The organism is Bradyrhizobium jicamae, assembly GCF_018130215.1.
Taxonomy (GTDB): domain Bacteria; phylum Pseudomonadota; class Alphaproteobacteria; order Rhizobiales; family Xanthobacteraceae; genus Bradyrhizobium; species Bradyrhizobium jicamae_A.
This window is the reverse complement of sequence record NZ_JAFCKQ010000003.1, coordinates 134,181-151,905: the sequence shown is the minus strand read 5'-3', so window position 1 is coordinate 151,905 and position 17,725 is coordinate 134,181. Positions and strand designations below refer to the sequence as shown.

At 62.4% G+C, this 17,725-nt stretch carries 14 protein-coding genes and 1 tRNA gene; 8 read left to right on the top strand and 7 right to left on the bottom strand.

What is annotated here, in order from left to right; translation table 11 throughout:
• Positions 1-62 precede the first annotated feature (62 nt).
• Positions 63-1,373, top strand: a complete 1,311-nt coding sequence (locus JQ586_RS06735; RefSeq protein WP_212393731.1) for an MFS transporter — start codon at positions 63-65, stop codon at positions 1,371-1,373.
• A gap of 346 nt (positions 1,374-1,719) precedes the next feature.
• Positions 1,720-2,583 carry a L,D-transpeptidase gene (locus tag JQ586_RS06730; RefSeq protein ID WP_212393730.1) on the top strand — a complete coding sequence of 288 codons (864 nt, stop codon included), beginning with the start codon at positions 1,720-1,722 and terminating at the stop codon, positions 2,581-2,583.
• Positions 2,584-2,699: 116 nt separating this feature from the next.
• On the opposite strand, the gene JQ586_RS06725 is transcribed toward JQ586_RS06730, so the two are convergent.
• Both JQ586_RS06725 and JQ586_RS06720 read right to left on the bottom strand, forming a co-directional pair.
• Positions 2,700-4,460, bottom strand: a complete 1,761-nt coding sequence (locus JQ586_RS06725; RefSeq protein ID WP_212393729.1) for an adenylate/guanylate cyclase domain-containing protein — start codon at positions 4,458-4,460, stop codon at positions 2,700-2,702.
• Positions 4,461-4,513: 53 nt separating this feature from the next.
• Complete coding sequence (locus JQ586_RS06720; protein WP_312016938.1) at positions 4,514-6,241, bottom strand: adenylate/guanylate cyclase domain-containing protein; 1,728 nt, start codon at positions 6,239-6,241, stop codon at positions 4,514-4,516.
• A 209-nt stretch (positions 6,242-6,450) separates the two neighbouring features.
• Here JQ586_RS06720 and JQ586_RS06715 point away from each other — a divergent pair, with 209 nt between their 5' ends.
• Positions 6,451-7,125 carry a recombinase family protein gene (locus JQ586_RS06715; RefSeq protein WP_212393727.1) on the top strand — a complete coding sequence of 225 codons (675 nt, stop codon included), beginning with the start codon at positions 6,451-6,453 and terminating at the stop codon, positions 7,123-7,125.
• A gap of 459 nt (positions 7,126-7,584) precedes the next feature.
• Here JQ586_RS06715 and JQ586_RS06710 read toward each other — a convergent pair.
• Positions 7,585-7,659 (bottom strand) — tRNA-Glu (locus JQ586_RS06710).
• 502 nt (positions 7,660-8,161) lie between these two features.
• Between JQ586_RS06710 and JQ586_RS06705 the strand changes: the two genes are divergently transcribed.
• Positions 8,162-8,614: a (2Fe-2S)-binding protein gene (locus JQ586_RS06705; RefSeq protein ID WP_212393726.1), complete on the top strand. Its 453-nt coding sequence runs from the start codon at positions 8,162-8,164 to the stop codon at positions 8,612-8,614.
• 1 nt (position 8,615) lies between these two features.
• Positions 8,616-10,931 (top strand): molybdopterin cofactor-binding domain-containing protein, encoded by a 2,316-nt coding sequence (locus tag JQ586_RS06700; protein ID WP_212393725.1) that lies wholly within the window; start codon positions 8,616-8,618, stop codon positions 10,929-10,931.
• 185 nt (positions 10,932-11,116) lie between these two features.
• On the opposite strand, the gene JQ586_RS06695 is transcribed toward JQ586_RS06700, so the two are convergent.
• The 3 genes from JQ586_RS06695 to JQ586_RS06685 all read right to left on the bottom strand — a co-directional run bounded on the left by JQ586_RS06695 (position 11,117) and on the right by JQ586_RS06685 (position 14,021).
• Positions 11,117-12,847, bottom strand: a complete 1,731-nt coding sequence (locus JQ586_RS06695; RefSeq protein WP_212393724.1) for a methanol/ethanol family PQQ-dependent dehydrogenase — start codon at positions 12,845-12,847, stop codon at positions 11,117-11,119.
• A 66-nt stretch (positions 12,848-12,913) separates the two neighbouring features.
• A complete protein-coding gene (locus JQ586_RS06690; RefSeq protein ID WP_212393723.1) occupies positions 12,914-13,561 on the bottom strand; it encodes a ubiquinol-cytochrome c reductase iron-sulfur subunit in 648 nt (215 codons plus the stop codon).
• 124 nt (positions 13,562-13,685) lie between these two features.
• The gene (locus tag JQ586_RS06685; RefSeq protein WP_212393722.1) at positions 13,686-14,021 is read right to left on the bottom strand and encodes a hypothetical protein; all 336 of its coding nucleotides are present in this window, start codon (positions 14,019-14,021) and stop codon (positions 13,686-13,688) included.
• A gap of 47 nt (positions 14,022-14,068) precedes the next feature.
• On the opposite strand from JQ586_RS06685, the gene JQ586_RS06680 reads away from it, so the two are divergent.
• Both JQ586_RS06680 and rpoH read left to right on the top strand, forming a co-directional pair.
• On the top strand, positions 14,069-15,049 hold the full coding sequence (locus JQ586_RS06680) for an RluA family pseudouridine synthase (RefSeq protein WP_212393848.1): 981 nt from the start codon (positions 14,069-14,071) through the stop codon (positions 15,047-15,049).
• A gap of 216 nt (positions 15,050-15,265) precedes the next feature.
• Positions 15,266-16,162: an RNA polymerase sigma factor RpoH gene (rpoH, locus tag JQ586_RS06675; protein ID WP_021077401.1), complete on the top strand. Its 897-nt coding sequence runs from the start codon at positions 15,266-15,268 to the stop codon at positions 16,160-16,162.
• Between the two features lie 289 nt (positions 16,163-16,451).
• Here the strand turns inward: rpoH and JQ586_RS06670 are convergent, their stop codons facing one another.
• A complete protein-coding gene (locus tag JQ586_RS06670) occupies positions 16,452-17,186 on the bottom strand; it encodes an SDR family oxidoreductase (protein WP_212393721.1) in 735 nt (244 codons plus the stop codon).
• A 238-nt stretch (positions 17,187-17,424) separates the two neighbouring features.
• On the opposite strand from JQ586_RS06670, the gene JQ586_RS06665 reads away from it, so the two are divergent.
• A complete protein-coding gene (locus tag JQ586_RS06665; RefSeq protein ID WP_409334563.1) occupies positions 17,425-17,661 on the top strand; it encodes a DUF1127 domain-containing protein in 237 nt (78 codons plus the stop codon).
• The last annotated feature ends 64 nt before the right edge of the window (positions 17,662-17,725 follow it).

Genomic DNA, 17,725 nt, shown 5'->3' with positions numbered 1-17,725 from the left:
CTTGACAATGTTACTTACCGGTACGTATACATGGCACATCGCAACACGTACCGGTAAGTAACATGCCGAACAGCCCGCTTCAAGCCGCCTCCGTTCCACCCGCCCCCGTGTCGAGACGCCCGTTCGGCCAGAATTACGCCTTCGTCGTCGTCGCCGTGATCTTCCTCGCGCTGCTCGCCTCGGCAGGCCTGCGCGCCACGCCGGGCGTGCTGATGCTGCCGCTGCAGCAGGCCTTCGGATGGAACGTCGGCGTGATCTCGTCGTCGGCCGCGATCGGCATCTTCCTCTACGGCCTCGCCGGCCCGTTCGCGGCGGCCGTGATGCAGCGCTTCGGCATCCGCCGCACGGTACTCGGCGCGCTCGCGCTGATGTCGGCCTCGACCGGCGCCAGCTTTTTCATGACCGCGCCGTGGCAATTGTTCCTGACCTGGGGATTGCTCTCCGGCATCGGCTCGGGCGCGGTCGCCAACGTGCTCGGCGCCACCATCGTCAATCGCTGGTTCACCACCAATCGCGGCCTCGTCATGGGATTGCTGACGGCGAGCACCGCGACCGGCACGCTCATCTTCATGCCGGGCCTCGCGGCGCTGGTGGAATGGGGCGGCTGGAGACCGGTGGTGCTGACGGTGGCCGCATGCTGCGCGGCGCTGATCCCGTTGGTGTACTTCCTCGTGCCGGAGCGGCCGGCTTCGGTCGGCCTGCGCTCGTTCGGCAGCCGGCACGACGATCATCCCGCACTGAGGCCCGAGGGCAATCCGTTCACATCAGCGCTCAGCAACCTCGCGCGCGCCGCGACGACGCGGGCGTTCTGGTTCCTGTTCGCCACCTTCTTCATTTGCGGCTTCACCACCAACGGTCTCGTCGGCACCCACCTGATCGCGTTCTGCGGCGACCATGGCATCGTCGAGGTGCAGGCCGCGAGCCTGCTCGCGCTGATGGGGTTCTTCGACCTGTTCGGCACCACATTGTCAGGCTGGCTCACCGACCGTTTCGATCCGCGCAAGCTGCTGTTCCTGTATTACGGACTGCGTGGCCTGTCGCTGATCTACCTGCCCTACTCGGATTTTTCGCTGGTCAGCCTGTCGGTATTCGCGGCGTTCTATGGTCTCGACTGGATCGCGACCGTGCCGCCGACGGTGCGCATCGCCAACGAGGCGTTCGGCGACAAGAACGCGCCGCTGGTGTTCGGCTGGGTGGTCGCCGGCCATCAGCTGGGCGCCGCCTGTGCCGCGTTCTTCGCCGGATTCATGCGCTCCGCCCAGGGCGATTATCTGCAGGCCTTCATGATCGCAGGCCTGACCGGGATCGTTGCGGCCGTCCTGTCACTGATGATCGCCCGGCGGCCGGCGCAGGCCGTGCTCGCGGCTGCGTGAGGCTCGTTGTCGCCTTGGCGCTGTGCCGCACGCCATCAGGCCATTGCGGTGCCGGCGCACTCAGCCGTTCGCGTCCTGAAGGGCGTTGTCATCTGAGTGCACTGTCACCGTCATTGGCCTGAACGTGGCGCACCCCGGGGGCGCTTCAGATCCCGAGCAGTTCCACCGTGAGAGGTGCGTTGTCCAGGTCGCTCCCGGATATCGAGCGGTGCGCTGAACTTTTTGTATTCCTGGCAGGAGCCGGCGTTAACGACGTTCAACGATCTCCAGCCTGAGCGGGGTCGCTTCGAAGTTTATTAGAATTTTGCCGAGTACCCCTTCCAGGCATGGGCACCTGGAGAAAGATATGAGTAAGCGGGCCAAACGCGGGAAGTCGGAGACGCTCGCACTACCGGTGATCGGAAGAGTTGCAATTGGCGCCATGGCCGCTGCCGCACTGGGGTACGGTTTGCTGTATCACCCGGCGAGCGTTCAGCCGATACGGACGCCGTCCACGCACCAGGTCCTGGTACCGTCAACTCCAGCGCACGTACCAGCTCCGGCTCCAGCTCACGCAGTCGCGTCAGCTCCAACCCCGATTCCGGCCCCGGCCCCGGCGGTTCGGGTCGAAACACCAAAAGCTGCTGACGTTCCCGGAAAACTTGTTCGGCAGGTGGTTGACTACGTCAGCCACCAGACGCCTGGCACGGTCGTCATCGATACCGGAAACACGTTCCTCTATCTCGTCCTGAACGACGCGCAGGCGATGCGCTACGGCATCGGTGTTGGCCGCGAGGGCTTCACGTGGTCCGGTGAACAGACCGTGGCTCGTAAGACAGAATGGCCGGATTGGCGTCCGCCTGCAGAGATGCTCACGCGCCAGCCCTATCTGCCGCGGTTCATGGCGGGCGGTCCCGGCAATCCGCTCGGCGCGCGAGCGATGTATCTGGGTGAGACCGAATATAGAATTCACGGCACCAACAAGCCCGATACGATCGGGAAGCGGGTTTCGTCCGGCTGCATACGGCTGACCAACGAGGACATCATTGACCTTTATGAGCGGGTGAAAGTCGGAGCGAAAGTGATCGTGCTTCCGGCAACCGCTGCCCGTCGACCGTCGCAGGGAACGCCGCCCGACGCCGACGCCGCCTTGCCTTCGCCGCCGAACCGGCCCTCGGCAACCAACGCGCAGGTGCCGTCACCGGAACCGAAGATGGCCGAGGCCCGGTAACTCACTTGCTCTGTCAGGGGTCTGCAACCGAGGACAGGCAGCCGTTCAGGTCGTAGCTATTGCGGCCGGGTCGCGTGGACTTCTCTCTTGACCGTTGATCCGGAGTTACGCGGGGATCACTCGGGCAGGCCCGTTTTCCGAAGCCCTTCGAGTATCCACTTGGAACGTGCTCTGCCGGCGACCCGCGCGCTTATTGTAAAGCCTGGGTCGAGTTCGAGAAGGCGACCGGCACTCTCCTGCGCCTCAGCATCTTGTCCAAGGTTCGCGAGGGCGGAGGTGAGACAGTAATGGGCCGGTAAGAAGGAGGGGTTTAGACGAAGGGCCCTCTTCGCGGCCTGCACTGCCTCGTCGTACCGACCAAGCTCGATCAACGCGAGCCCCATAACGTTGAACGATTGAAACAACAATGGGTCTACCGGGCTCAAGCGGATAGCGATGTTCTGACTTCGGACAGCTTCCTCAGGAAATCCCGCAATCCTGTAAACGGTGCCTCTGCCGTGCCAAGCATGAAACGAGTTCGGGTTGAGCGCAATCGACCTGTCAGCGATTTCGACGCTATCGTCACAGTCTCCATTCAATGCGAGCGTTGCGGCGACAAATGCTAATTTCTCCGCATCATCATCGTCGATCGCCAGCGCCAACCTTGCGAGCCGAACCGCTTCCGCACGGTCCGACTTGGGGTCGCTCGAATACCCAGAAATAACTGACAGAACGTGGCAGGCTCCTGCAACAGCAGCAACGAACCCGTATCGAGGATCTAGTTCTAGAGCGCGACGAGCAAGACGTATCGTTTCTCCCATTCCTTCCCGAGTAGAAAGATAGTAGTTCGGCATCATTCGCAGGAAGAACTCGTAGGCCGTAAGGTTATCCGGTCGCCGCCGCCTCGATGTCTCAATTTCTGTTTGGAGCAATTTTGGATGGATCGCTGAGACAACTGCAGCCGTCACCTCGTCTTGCAGAGAAAAAATGTCCTTGTAGTCGCGCTCAAACTTGTCCGCCCAAATGTGTGCGCCAGAAACCGCATCAATTAGCTGTCCCGTTATGCGAACTCTGTCCGATGCTTTACGTACCGAGCCCTCAAGAACGTATCGCACTCCCAGCCTGTACCCAACTTCCTTTACATCGACGGCTCGGCCTTTGAATGTGAAGCTTGAATTGCGCGCGATCACAAACAATGATTTGAACCGCGAAAGCGCCGTGATGATTTCCTCGACCATCCCGTCCGCAAAGTATTCCTGCTCGGGATCACCGCTCATGTTCTGGAACGGAAGCACGGCAATGGAAGGCTTGTCGGGCAGAGCCGGCGGGCTATCAATTTCAGCAAGGCTCGCGGAAGCCTCTCCCGGATCAGCCAGCGCATTCACCTGATAAGCCTTGATTGGCTCTTGGATGTTCTTCATCCGCTGAGTACCAAGATCCCCAAAGGTGATCGGCATGACCTTGTGCACCTGATCGTACGTTGCCCCAGAGATGCAGACGCCACCTGGCCTCGCCAATGTCTGTAGCCGCGCGGCAATGTTCACACCATCACCGAAGAGATCCCCAGCGCGCACCATCACGTCACCGATGTGCACGCCGATGCGGAAGTTGATGCGGCGATCAGGTGCGAGACCAGAGTTCGCGTCGGCCATGGCGGTCTGCGCCTCTACTGCGCACTGCACCGCCTCCACAGCGCTTCCGAACTCCGCAAGTACACTGTCGCCCGCCGTGTTCGCTATGCGGCCCCTGTGCTCCCCGATGAGCCTGTCGAGGACTGCGCGCCGTTCCGTCAGCCCCTTGAGCGTGCCGACCTCGTCATCACCCATGAGGCGGCTGTAGCCCTCGACATCTGCAGCGAAGACTGCGACGAGGCGTCGGTTGACTGTAGGGTCTGACATATTTACCCCGAAACCAACTAATCTGACCGCGCAGTGGTCGCCGCGGATGATACCTAGGGAAGCCCGGCTCGGCGCAAGCCTTCCGCGTATTTTTCCACGAACTCCTGCCGCCGATACGGCCCTAGATATTTACCAATGCGAGAAACACTGAACGCTGGATCAACTTCCAGCAAACGGCACGCTAATTGATGTGCCACGTCATCGCGTCCCGCGAATGCGGCACTCGCCGCTCCAATGCGTAAAGCGGGATGCATATCCGGATGGCGCTGGAGAAAATGCTGCGCCTGATCAAGCGCTTCTTCATAGCGTTCCAGAAAGTAGTAGGCGTGCGCCATGGGAATTGGGAAGCTAGTTGAAACGGGGTCCAGCCGCTGCGCGCGACTGAGTTGCTCAACGGCGATTTCGGGATGCCCAAGCCAAAGGCTTATCCAACCACCGGATGCCTGTGCGTTAACGAGATTGGGATTGAGTTCGACGGCACGGTCAATCAGTTCCTTTCCGGACGGAAGGTCCCGTAGCATGTACGCCACTGCCCAACCCGCCCCCGCCAAAGCTCTACCATCGTCGTTTCCTACTAGCGCAACAATTCGCCAAAGTCGGGCAACTTCGCTTTGCTCTCGTGCGAGGTCCTTGATTGACCCGAAGCTAAGGCGATTAGCGTGGCAAACCATCGCCTGCGCATAGGCGGATGCAAAGCCAGGATCGAGAGTTGTCGCCTTGCTGAGCAGCTCAAGCGCTTGATCTGTGTTTTTGTCTGTTGCCGGAGCGAGATACGCGAGGGCCTTCCAAAAGTAGTCGTAGGCATCGGGGTTGCTCGAAGATCTACGCCACGCCCGAGCAATCTCGGCCCGCTCGACCCGTGGGGCGGTAGCGATAATAACCTTCTCGGCCACATCGTCTTGAAGTCTAAAAATATCCTCCGCTGAGCCTTCAAAACGATCCGCCCATACGTGAGCTCCGGTCAGGGCATCTATCAACTGCGCCGTGATGCGTAGTCTGTTTCCGACCCTACGTACACTCCCTTCAAGGACATATCTGACGCCAAGGTCGCGCCCAACCTGCCTAATATCGGGTGATTTGCCTTTGTAGGCGAAACTTGAGTTGCGCGCGATAACGAACAACGATTTGAACCGCGACAGCGCTGTGATGATATCCTCGACCACGCCATCAGCGAAGTACTCCTGCTCAGGATCACCGGACATGTTTTGGAACGGTAGAACCGCGATGGAGGGCTTGTCGGGGAGCGGAAGCAGCGTGGGCTCGGAGTGCAGCACAGGCGCGACCATCCCGAGGTCCTCAGATTTTGCGGCGTAGACGCGCACTGGGCGGTCGATGTTCTTCAGCCTCTGCTCACCCAGATCAGCGAACTCAACAGGGACCTTGCCACGAACCTGTTCGTAAGCTGATGACGCGACACAGATACCACCCGGCTGAGCGATCCCCTCAAGTCGGGCCGCGACGTTGACGCCATCGCCAAGAATGTCATCGCCCTCAATGAGGATGTCGCCGAGATTGATCCCGATCCGGTACAGCATACGGCGGTCCTCGGGGACGCATTGGTTGCGCTCAGCCATTACCGCCTGCATGGCCACGGCACACTCAACCGCATCGACCACTGAGGGAAACTCAAGCAACACGCCGTCGCCCGTGGTCTTCACGAGGCGACCACCGTGTTTCGCCACAAGAGCGTCGGTAATCTGGCGGTGTTCGCGGAGTGCGCGGGCGGTGCCGACCTCGTCGAGCCCCATGAGCCGCGAGTAACCCACAACGTCGGCGGCCACTATCGCCGCCAACCTGCGTCCAACCCGAACTGGCCGCTCTTGCTCCATCGCCGAACTGCCCTAGCGACATCTCCTTGGCCGACGTCGCCTGGAACTAGTCTGAGCTTGAAGCCGGGCCTGGTCAACAAATGGGTCCGATGGTCCTCTGAGGATTGTATAAATTCTAAATGGTCGATAAGATTCTTTACAGATGACCTTTGGAGGCCGCTGTGACGACCGAACGCACCCTCATCACCTACATCCGGGTCTCGACCTCCCAACAGGGGCGCTCAGGGTTGGGCATAGAAGCGCAGCGTCAGGCCCTCACTCACTTCGCCCAAGCTGAGGGGTTCACGGTGGTGCGTGAGTTCGTGGAGGTTGAGACGGGCAAGGGTGCGGACGCACTCGGCCGCCGACCGCAACTGAAGGCTGCCTTGGCCGCTGCACGGAAACTCAGATGCCACGTAGCTGTAGCTAAGCTGGACCGTCTAAGCCGCGATGTTCACTTCATCTCAGGCCTCATGGCCCACAAGGTGCCGTTCCTCGTGGCCGAGCTTGGCCCGGACGTTAATCCCTTTGTCCTACACCTGTTCGCCGCCTTGGCTGAAAAGGAACGCGCGCTGATCTCGACACGCACCCGGCAGGCGCTATCGGCCGCTAAGGCTCGCGGGATAACTCTGGGCAACCCGAGGCTACAAGTGGCCCGTAAGACCGCTGTGGAGACTGTGAAGGCTGAGGCTGACAGATACGCGGCTAACGTGCTGCCAATCATCCGTGAGGCACAGAAGGCTGGCGCGAGCACGCTGCGGCAGATTGCTGATGCACTCAATGCACGAGGGATACCTACGGCACGCGGGGGGCTGTGGTACGCGCAATCTATCGCCAACATCCTCGAACGCGCCTGAGTAGCACGGGTGGCGCAGGCCCCACGGTGCATCATTCGGCCTGATGCAACAGGTTCAATAGCTTAACAGACCAACCGGCTTACGCTTACAGCAAAGGGCTGACCTTTCGGGCGGAACGGCAGCCAACGGTTGCTTTGGCGTCCGCTTGATCAGCGCTTCAGCTTCTCGCAGCGTACGGTCCAAATCTGCAAGGGTGCACAGCCTTCGACTGGCCTCACGCCGGTCTTTCGTTCCGAGAGACTTCTTGAGATAGGCTGGTCCTTCTTGCCGCCTAGTACGCGCGCTACGGCGACCTCAAGCTTCTCTGGCACCTTCCGTTCGACGCACCAGACACCCACAGAATTCTTAATCAGATAAGGCATCGCGCGCATCAAAAGCTACCATCATTTGCTACCAGTCAAGGACAGCAAAGCTTTTGATTTGTGGATGTTTTTGAAAGCTCAGCGCTTCTGAAGCTGCTGGCGCTCCCTAGGGGAATCGAACCCCTGTTTCAGCCTTGAGAGGGCCGCGTCCTAACCGCTAGACGAAGGGAGCGTTGAGAGGCAACGCAATAGCCTTGAAATCGGCCTGCCGCAAGGTGCCTTGTGCATTGCGGCGAGGTTTTCTCGGGCATGCTTTACGGCCCGGGGGCCTTTTCGGTGCCGAAGCCGGCCTCCACAGGCGCGCGGGACATCAGGCGCTTTCACCTGAGGGCATTGTCCGGGAACATCACCCAACCGGCGACAGCGCATCCATTGCCCTGTCACCTCGCAGTTCCGCGCAGCCGCGCTTTCGACAAACCGCGAACGCAAAACACCTGCCTGTGAAGTCGTGCGGCGCCGACGTCTGATAGCATCGCAGACCTTCACCCAGCTGCGCCGGGCATGGAGCGAGAGCAGCGAGAGGAGTGCTTGGAACAGGGCGCAAGCCCTTGGCGCAGGGCAATTCAGCACACCAACATCTTGGCACACAGAAACGACGCGGCCCGCAGGCGATGGAAGGTGTTCCGTCCCTCACACCGCACCGGTCAACAGCTTAGGCAGAGCGAGGACAGACCATGATCAAGCTAAAAATCAACGGCCAGGAGCAGACTTGGGACGGCGATCCGGATCTTTCGCTGCTCTGGTATCTTCGTGACGAGGCCGGCCTGACCGGCACCAAATTCGGCTGCGGCCAGGCGCTGTGCGGCGCCTGCACCGTGATGGTCGACAAGGAGGCGGTGCGCGCCTGCATCACCTCGGTGTCCGACGTGGTCGGCCGCGAGGTCGTCACCATCGAGGGCCTGCACCCCACCGGCGATCACGCCGTGCAGAAGGCCTGGCGCCAGGTCAATGTGCCGCAATGCGGCTACTGCCAGGCCGGCCAGATCATGCAGGCCGCGGCGCTGTTGACCGCGAACCCGAAACCCTCGCACGACCAGATCCGGGAAGCCATGTCGGGCAACATCTGCCGCTGCGGCTGCTACCAGCGGATCGAGAATGCCGTGCATCTCGCATCGACGGGGGTGTGACATGAATATCCTCACCAATCCGAACAGGCTTCGTGGCTTCGAGAAGCACATCAAGATCGAGAACGTCTCCCGCCGCAGCATCATCAAGGGCCTCGGCATCGCCGGCGGCTTCGTGCTCGCCGCCCCCGTGATGTCGCGGCCTGCCTTCGCCTATGAGACCGGCGCCGGCAAGATGCCGCACGGCGTCGTGGTCGACCCGCGCGTGTTCGTCGCGATCGCACCCGACGGCATCGTCACCATCCTGGCGCATCGCTCCGAGATGGGAACCGGCGTCCGCACCAGCCTGCCGCTTGTTGTCGCCGAGGAGATGGAGGCCGACTGGTCGCGCGTCCATGTGCAGCAGGCGCATGGCGACGAGGTCAAATACGGCAACCAGGACACCGACGGCTCGCGCAGCACGCGCCATTATTTGATTCCGATGCGCCAGATCGGCGCGGCGGCGCGCACGATGCTGGAGGCCGCCGCGGCCAGGAAATGGGGCGTGCCGGCAAGCGAGGTGAAGGCCGAGAACCACGAGGTGGTGCATGCCGCAAGCGGCCGCAGAAGCGGCTTCGGCGAACTCGCCCCGGATGCCGCCAAAGAGGCCGTTCCCGACATCAAGAGCCTGAAGCTGAAGGACCCGAAGAACTTCCGCTACCTCGGCAAGGGCGAGGTCTCGATCGTCGACCTGCACGACATCACCACCGGCAAGGCGATTTACGGCGCCGATATCCGGCAATCGGGCATGAAATACGCCGTCATCGCCCGGCCGCCGGTCACCGGCGGCAAGGTCAAGTCGTTCGACGACAGTGCGGCGATGAAGGTACCGGGTGTCGAGAAGGTGATGGAGGTCAAGGGCTGGCCCTGGCCGTCCAAATTCCAGCCGCTCGGCGGCGTGGCCGTGATCGCGCGCAACACCGGCGCTGCGATCAAGGGGCGCGACGCGCTGACGGTGATCTGGGACGACGGCGCCAACGCCAAATACGACTCGGTTGCTTATCGTGCGACCCTCGAGGAAGCCGCGCGCAAACCCGGCCTCGTCGTGCGCAAGGAAGGCGACGTGGATGCGGCCTTGAAGAGCGCCGACAAGGTCATAACAGGCGAATACTATCTGCCGCATCTCGCCCATGTCAGCATGGAGCCGCCGGTCGCGGTCGCCGACGTCAAGGGCGACAAGGCCGAGATCTGGGCACCGGTGCAGAGTCCGGGCGGCACGCGCGAGGATGTCGCCAAGACGCTCGGCATTCCCGAGGACAATGTCACCGTCAACGTGACGCTGCTCGGCGGCGGTTTCGGCCGCAAGTCGAAATGCGACTACGCGCTCGAGGCGGCGCTGTTGTCGAAGGCGCTCGGCGCACCGGTCAAGGTGCAATGGACGCGCGAGGACGACTTGCATCACGACTTCCTGCACACCGTCTCCGTGGAACGGATCGAGGCCGGTCTCGACAAGAACGGCAAGGTGATCGCGTGGCGGCACCGCAGCGTGGCGCCGACCATCGCCTCGACCTTCGCCGCCGGCGCCAATCACGAGGCGCCGTTCGAGCTCGGCATGGGATTGATCGACAATCCGTTCGAGATCGCCAATTTGCAGTGCGAGAATCCGGAAGCCGCCGCGTTCACGCGCATCGGCTGGTTCCGCTCGGTGTCGAACATCCCGCGGGCATTCGCCGTACAATCGATGGTCGGCGAAATCGCGCATGCAACGAACCGCGACCAGAAGGACATGCTGCTCGAGCTGATCGGCAGTCCGCGGATCGTCAACCTGTCCTCGGTGAAGGATCCCTGGAACTACGGCGAGCCCTATGACAGCTACCCGATCGACACCGCGCGTTTGCGCAAGGTGGTCGAACTGGTCGCCGAGAAGGGCGAGTGGGGACGCAGCGTGCCGAAGGGCCACGGCCTCGGCATCGCCGTTCACCGCTCCTTCGTCAGCTACATCGCGACCATCGTCGAGGTCGCGGTCGACGACAAGGGAAAGCTCACGGTGCCGCGGGTCGATACCGCGATTGATTGCGGCACCTATGTCAATCCGGAACGCATCCAGTCGCAGATCGAAGGTGCTGCGATCATGGGGCTGAGCCTCGCCAAATACGGCGAGATCAGCTTCAAGGACGGCAAGGTGCAGCAGAACAATTTCGACGGCTTCCCGGTGATCCGGATCGACGAATCGCCTGTGGTGACCAACGTCCACATCGTGCCGCCGGGGGCGGACACGCCGCCGAGCGGCGTCGGCGAACCCGGCGTGCCGCCGTTCGCACCGGCGCTGATCAATGCGATCTTCGCCGCCACGGGAAAACGCATCCGCGCGCTTCCGATCGGCAAGCAACTGGAGACGTGAGGGTCATATAGGATATTAGACAAGGCAGACCGGACGCCCGCTACTCCTCGGTCGCGGGCGTCTTGCTTGGAGGGAAGGATTGCTTCGCTTCGCTCTTAATGAGTGGATAGAAACGCGCGCTAGCCGGGAAGCGGCGAACTCCCCATTCGCCGCTTCCCGGTCGCATCGCCCCCTTGCAGGCACCGCTACTTCTTGTTGACGGCGAAGACCCAGACCACGCCGCCTTGCGGCACGTTGTTCTCGAAGCCGGCAACCTTTCCCGCCAGCGCGTCCTGGATTCGCTGCGCGTCGACGCCCCAGCCGGACTGCACCGCGATATACTGCGTGCCGTCGACCTCATAGGAAATCGGCATCGCCATGATGCCGGAATTGGTCTTCTGCTCCCACAGCAACTCGCCGGTCTTGGCGTTGAAGATGCGGAAGAAGCGATCGTTGGTGCCGCCGGCCAGCACGAGGTCGCCGGCGGTCGCGGTCACCGCGCCGAACAGTTGCGAGGTCTTGTAGTCGTGCTGCCAGACCTTCTTGCCGGTCGCCGGATCCCACGCCTGCAACTCGCCGAAATGATCGGCGCCCGGGGCCGGGCTCAGCCCGATGTCTTCCGGCCTGGTGCCGAGCCAGAGCTGGCCGGGGACCAGCGGCGTCTTCTCGCCGGTGAAGCCGCCGCAGAAATTCTCGTTGGCGGGAACATAGACGAGCTTGGTGTTCTGGCTGTAGGCCGCCGACGGCCAGTCCTTGCCGCCCCACAGCGACGGACAGAACTCGACCCGCTTGCCGAGCACCGGCTTGTGGTCGGGATCGAGGATCGGCCGGCCGGTTTCGGCCTCGACACCCTTCCAGACATTGGTCTTCACGAACGGCCAGCCGGCGACATAGTTGATCTTGTCCGGCTTGCGCTCCAGCACCCAGAAGATGGCATCACGTCCCGGATGCACGAGGCTCTTGAAGGAGCGTCCGTCGCGCTGCATGTCGATCAGCATCGGCGCGTCGACCTCGTCCCAGTCCCAGGAATCGTTCTGGTGATACTGGAAGTGGGTCTTGATCTTGCCGTTCTCCGGATCGAGCCCGAGCACCGAGCTGGTGTAGAGATTGTCGCCGGGATGCATCGATCCCGGCCACGGCGCAGCGTTGCCGATGCCCCAGTAGATCGTCTTGGTGTCCTTGTCGTAATTGCCGGTCATCCAGGCTGCGCCGCCGCCGGACTTCCAGTCGTCGCCGCTCCAGGTGTCGTGGCCGGGCTCGCCTTCGGCGGGAATGGTGAAGGTGCGCCAGAGCTCCTTGCCGCTGTTGGCGTCGTAGGCGACGACATAGCCGCGCACGCCGAACTCGCCGCCCGAGCCGCCGACGATCACCTTGCCGTCGACCACCAGCGGCATCAGGGTCATGTACTGACCCTTCTTGTAGTCCTGAACCTTGGTATCCCACACCGGCTTTCCGGTCTTGGCGTCGAGCGCCACGACATGGTCGTCGGTGGTGGCGAGATAGACCTTGTCCTGCCACAGGCCGACGCCACGGCTGGTCGGATGCAACTGGAACAGATCATCGGGGAGCTGGCGCTTGTAACGCCAATATTCCTCGCCGGTCTTGGCGTTGAGCGCGATCACCTGCCCCATCGGGGTCGCGACGAACATCACGCCGTTGTTCACGATCGGCGGGGCCTCGTGGCCTTCGAGCACTCCGGTGGAGAAGGTCCAGACCGGCGTGAGATCCTTGACGTTGGAGGTGTTGATCTGGGTGAGCGGACTGTAACCCTGTCCGTCATAGGTCCGGCGATAGAGCATCCAGTTGCCGGGTTCGGGGTTTTCGAGACGGGCCGACGTTACCGGGCTGTAGTTTTCGATCGGCCCTGCGACGGCAAAAGTCGAGACGAGGCACGAGAACGCGACACAGCCCGACAATAACAACTGCTTCCTTGTCATGAGATGCTACCTCCCTGCTCTGATTGTTTTTCAGTCTTGTTTGCGTGCAGAAATCCCGATGCGGCCTCATCCTCCCTGCTGGGCACCCACCTTTCCGATGAAACCTGCGGCGACTGATATCGCGCCGTCGGCGACATCAAGCGGCAGCGCCGCAAGACGTCGCGGCGCTGGACCGAACACGACCTGCGCATTCTGCCGCGGATCATATTCAGAGTTGTGACAGAGGCATTTGAGGACGTTCTTGTCGCCCTGCTCTTCCTTCACCCAGGCGGTGATCGGACAACCGGCATGCGAGCAGATCACGGAGTAGCAGACGATGCCGTCGGGCGCGCGGGCGCGCGTATCGTCGTCGAACTCCTTGGGATCAAGCTTGACGAGCACGACCTCGTTCAGGCGCGAGCCGTTGCGAATGACGGATGTCTTCGGATCCTTCGGCCAGGCGCGCAGCGGCGGGCCGCCGAGCGTCAGATCGTCCGCCTTGATGACTTCCCCGGCTTTGTCACCTTCGGCGCGCACCAGCACGTCCGCCTTTTGCGGCCGCTCGCTGCTTCCGGGCTGCGCGTCATCGGCTGCGGCGGGTTCCGCAGCGACGAGACAGGCGCATCCCGCCAGCGCCGTCAGCAGCAGCACGCGACGCGTCGGATCTGCACACGGAACCGCAAGGTCGGATGCTCCGATCTCTTCGATGGAACCGCTGAGGTTCTGATCCGACATTGCACAAGCTGAGCGTGCAACTCGGCCGAAAAGATGGCGGCGTGCGGTCTCGATGCGTCGACGGAGGTGAAATTTATACTTTGCAGCCGTGGGTTGATCGGCTGCGCGCTCGCGATTTTCCTGATCAGGGCTCGTTGACGAACGTCAGCTTGCCGACAGGTTTCAGGGTCTTAGCATCGAATGTGCGGATCTCGGTCACGCCGCCTATATCAAGCGTCACGACCAGCCGTTCGCCGGCGACGCCGGTCGACACGATCCGGGCGCCCTTCGGCAGCGCAGCAGTGACCTCGGAGACGGAAACGGGGCTTCCCTCGCTGCGATAAAGGCGGTAGCCGATGGCGATCAACACGACGGCTACGGCCAGTGCCGAGGTCAGGCCCGCGATCAGCATCATCCGTCGCACCCGCGCAATCAGCGCGGCCTGCTCGGGGGTCGGTTCGGTCACGGCGGTGTCGGTCATCACAAGGCTCTTCTTTGCAACAGGTCTCTTTGAATAACGGTCGGAAGCTGGAGGTCATCGTCGCGGGCGACGAGGGTTCGGTGCGGCTCGACCGCGTGCTCGCGCAGCACACCCCCGAGTTGTCGCGGTCCCGGCTCAAGGCGCTGATCCTTGCCGGTTCCGTGACCGTCAAGAACGCCGCCATCCGCGACCCCGCTTATCATGTCGCCAAGGGCGATACGATCATAATCGACGTGCCGGAAGCGGCCCCGGCCGAGCCTCAGGGCGAGGACATCGCGCTCGATATCGTATTCGAGGACGACGACATCATCGTCATCGACAAGCCGAAGGGCCTGGTCGTGCACCCTGCCGCGGGCCACGCCACGGGAACACTGGTCAATGCGCTGATCGCCCATTGCGGGACCAGCCTGTCCGGGATCGGCGGCGTGCGGCGGCCCGGCATCGTGCACCGCCTCGACAAGGATACCACGGGGCTGATGGTGGTCGCCAAGAACGACCAGGCCCACCAGTCGCTGACCGCTCAATTCGCCGATCATGGCCGCACCGGACCGATGCAGCGCGGCTACATGGCGTTTGCCTGGGGCGTGCCCAACCGACCGCACGGGACCGTCGACGCCCCGATCGACCGCCACCCGCACGCGCGGGAGAAGATGGCCGTGCGCCAGGGCGGTCGGGATGCCATCACGCATTTCGAGGTGCGAGGGAGCTTTGCCGGCCGCGACGGCAAGCCGGTCGCCTCGCTGCTGGCCTGCCAGCTCGAGACCGGGCGGACGCATCAGATCCGGGTACATCTCGCCCATATCGGCCATCCCCTGCTCGGGGACGCCGTCTACGGGCCGCACTTCAAGACCAAGGCCGGGCATCTCGGACCGGAGGCCCAGGCGGCGTTGACTGGGCTGGACCGGCAGGCGCTGCACGCCTACCTGCTCGCTCTGGAACACCCCAGAACCGGGGAACTTTTGCACTGGGAAGCGCCGTTGCCGGAGGATTTGCTTCTCCTGCAAAGGGCACTTGCAGCGGCGGTATGACGCACCCTCTCCTGGAAAGCCAAGGTATGACAACAGGTTATATCTGGCACACGGGGACGTGACGTCAGCAATCCTTCCCTATCACGGACCGTTTAGTGTATGTTGCACCTGCGTTGAATATCCAACGCGGAACATCGCAGCGCGGCCGGCTTTAACCCAGCGGCCGCCTGCCGGGCCCGCCGCTATCGGGGGCCTGAACCACTGGAGGGCGCACGAATGGCCCGTACAGCTACGTTACCGGTTCTCAACGGAGAATCCGGTCTTTCACGATACCTCGCCGAAATCCGCAAGTTCCCCATGCTGGAGCCCCAGCAGGAGTACATGCTCGCCAAGCGTTGGCGCGAGCATGACGATCGCGACGCGGCGCATAAACTCGTCACCAGCCACCTCAGGCTCGTGGCCAAGATTGCCATGGGCTATCGCGGCTACGGTCTGCCGATCTCCGAGGTCGTCTCGGAGGGTAACGTCGGCCTGATGCAGGCGGTGAAGCGATTCGAGCCCGAGAAGGGCTTCCGTCTCGCCACTTACGCCATGTGGTGGATCAAGGCGTCGATACAAGAGTACATCCTGCGTTCCTGGTCGCTCGTGAAGATGGGCACCACCGCGAACCAGAAGAAGCTGTTCTTCAACCTGCGCAAGGCGAAGAGCAAGATTTCCGCTCTGGAAGAGGGTGATCTCCACCCCGACCAGGTGAAGCTGATTGCCAAGCGCCTCGGCGTGACCGATCAGGACGTTGTCGACATGAATCGCCGCCTCGGCGGTGACGCGTCGCTCAATGCCCCGATCCGCGACGACGGCGAAGCCGGCGAGTGGCAGGACTGGCTGGTCGACAACTCGCCCAATGCCGAAGCCTTGATGGCGGAGAGCGAGGAGTTCGATCACCGTCGGCAGGCCCTGAACGGCGCGATCGGCGTGCTCAACCCGCGCGAACGTCGCATCTTCGAGGCGCGGCGCCTGGCGGATGAGCCGATGACCCTGGAAGACCTCGCCGCCGAGTTCGGCGTGTCGCGCGAGCGCGTGCGGCAGATCGAGGTTCGCGCCTTCGAAAAGGTGCAGTCGGCCGTCAAGGGCACGATCGCCCGGCAGGAAGCAGCGCTGGAGGCTGCGCACTAAGCGCGCGGCGACCAGACGAGAGATACGAAAGCCGGCGGCAACGCCGGCTTTTTGTTTGCCTGTAGGATGGGTGGAGCGCAGCGATACCTCTCCGGCTGCCCGCCTCGTTCCGATGGCCAAGCGCGCCGGTGGTCGCAAGCCTCGAAAGTGCCGGCGCCATACACTGGAGCCGGAGTGGCTCAGATCCGCTAGAGCATGATCCGGAAAAGTGTGTAGCGGTTTTCCGAGAAGATCATGCTCAAACGAAGAGCTAAAGCGCGATGACGATTCAGCCTTATCTCATAGCGTTTTAGTCTTGGGCAGTGGGCCTGATCACGATGCTTCCCACATCGACTTCGCTCGGCTGTTCGATGGCATAGGCTATGCCGCGAGCGATTGCATCCGGCGAGATTGCAATGCCCTTCGCGCGGCTTTCGATGGCTTCCCTCACGGCGGGGTCAGTCATGGAACTCGCGAAGTCGGTTGCGATCATTCCTGGGGATACCTCGGTGACGCGCAGATACGGCCCCGCTTCCTGTCGGAGGACCTCGCTTACGGTCCGCACGGCGTTCTTGGTGGCAGCGTAAACTCCCATGGTCGGAAGGAGTTTGAGGCCGGCTGTCGAGATGACGTTGACGACATGTCCGAACCCCTGCCGCTGAAACACCGGTAGCGCGGCGGCGATCCCGTACAGCGTCCCGCGGAGATTGACGTCGATCATCGCGTCCCAATCCTCGACACGGAGAGCGTCGAAGCGCGAGATCGGCCCGATTCCGGCATTATTCACAATGACGTCGAGCTTACCTCCGTGTTCAATCGCCAGCGCTACGAGCGCTTCGAGATCGGCGCGGCGCGTCACATCCGTGACCCGAAAGGTTGCTTTTCCACCGGTGGCCGCGATTCCTTCAACGATCGCGGTCAAGGCTTGCTCTCGCCTGGCGCCAAGCACAACCGTAGCTCCAAGCTCGGCAAGCAATTGCGCGGTCGCGCGACCGATCCCGCTGCTGGCTCCTGTGATCGCCACGACCTTCCCTGCGATGCTCATATTCGTTCTCCTTCGCTGAAACAGACGCCAGCCGGTGCGCTTTCAGCGTCTCTGCAAAAGCCCGCGCAGGACGGCGGTTACTTGCCGTGCGCCCTCAACATCGGACATGTCGCACTGCGCAAACGACGCGATGGGAGCCGAGGGCTCGGTCTGGCCCGAGAATGCCAATCGCTGCTGACAGTATGCTGGCAGCAGCACAGCGATACAGTTCTCCCGAACTTACAAGGGAGACAAAGCCGTGAAATCTGCCTCAACACGCCTGATCTCCGCTGATATCAAGGGTTTCCACGAGAAGTTGCCGGGCCAAACGTTAGAGCGGCGCGTGCGAGCGTTCGTAGAGATCCTTCATCTCTGGCGGCAGCGTTTTCGCTATCGCCGGGAGCTCGCAAGCTGGACCGAACGCGACTTGCACGATATCGGCGTCTCCAGGAGCGACATCGCCCACGAACTCGAAAAGCCGTTTTGGCGGGCCTAGCGGTGGCGGCCGGTCCGGTGTCGTCCTAGGGATTTCCGCTTCAGCCGCAAAGAGCGGACATCTG

What these genes read in the sequence shown, in the direction of transcription:
- JQ586_RS06685 (WP_212393722.1), bottom strand. Translation starts at nt 14,021, where the DNA reads ATGACCGACACCGCCGTGACCGAACCGACCCCCGAGCAGGCCGCGCTG.
- JQ586_RS06725 (WP_212393729.1), bottom strand. Translation starts at nt 4,460, where the DNA reads ATGTCAGACCCTACAGTCAACCGACGCCTCGTCGCAGTCTTCGCTGCA.
- JQ586_RS06700 (WP_212393725.1), top strand. Translation starts at nt 8,616, where the DNA reads ATGAATATCCTCACCAATCCGAACAGGCTTCGTGGCTTCGAGAAGCAC.
- JQ586_RS06735 (WP_212393731.1), top strand. Translation starts at nt 63, where the DNA reads ATGCCGAACAGCCCGCTTCAAGCCGCCTCCGTTCCACCCGCCCCCGTG.
- JQ586_RS06690 (WP_212393723.1), bottom strand. Translation starts at nt 13,561, where the DNA reads ATGTCGGATCAGAACCTCAGCGGTTCCATCGAAGAGATCGGAGCATCC.
- JQ586_RS06730 (WP_212393730.1), top strand. Translation starts at nt 1,720, where the DNA reads ATGAGTAAGCGGGCCAAACGCGGGAAGTCGGAGACGCTCGCACTACCG.
- JQ586_RS06670 (WP_212393721.1), bottom strand. Translation starts at nt 17,186, where the DNA reads ATGAGCATCGCAGGGAAGGTCGTGGCGATCACAGGAGCCAGCAGCGGG.
- JQ586_RS06695 (WP_212393724.1), bottom strand. Translation starts at nt 12,847, where the DNA reads ATGACAAGGAAGCAGTTGTTATTGTCGGGCTGTGTCGCGTTCTCGTGC.
- rpoH (WP_021077401.1), top strand. Translation starts at nt 15,266, where the DNA reads ATGGCCCGTACAGCTACGTTACCGGTTCTCAACGGAGAATCCGGTCTT.
- JQ586_RS06705 (WP_212393726.1), top strand. Translation starts at nt 8,162, where the DNA reads ATGATCAAGCTAAAAATCAACGGCCAGGAGCAGACTTGGGACGGCGAT.